The 388-nt window shown below is 51.5% G+C and carries 1 rRNA gene; it reads left to right on the forward strand.

Annotated elements, in window-relative coordinates:
- Window positions 1-73: 73 nt before the first annotated feature.
- A 23S ribosomal RNA gene (locus LDK53_RS21095) occupies window positions 74-388 on the forward strand; the annotation flags it as partial.

Raw genomic sequence — 388 nt, forward strand, 5'->3', positions numbered from 1 at the left:
ACGACACACATGTTATGTGTGTTCGAGTCTCTCAAATTTTCGCAATCAGAAGTGAAACATCTTCGGGTTGTGAGGTTAAGCGACTAAGCGTACACGGTGGATGCCCTGGCAGTCAGAGGCGATGAAGGACGTGCTAATCTGCGAAAAGCGCCGGCGAGGTGATATGAACCTTTGACCCGGCGATGTCCGAATGGGGAAACCCAGTGTGTTCCGACACACTATCGTTAACTGAATACATAGGTTAACGAGGCGAACCGGGGGAACTGAAACATCTAAGTACCCCGAGGAAAAGAAATCAACCGAGATTCCCCCAGTAGCGGCGAGCGAACGGGGAGCAGCCCAGAGTCTGAATCAGCTTGTGTGTTAGTGGAACGGTCTGGAAAGTCCG

It is taken from the genome of Enterobacter sp. K16B (assembly GCF_020216105.1).
Lineage (GTDB): Bacteria > Pseudomonadota > Gammaproteobacteria > Enterobacterales > Enterobacteriaceae > Enterobacter > Enterobacter sichuanensis.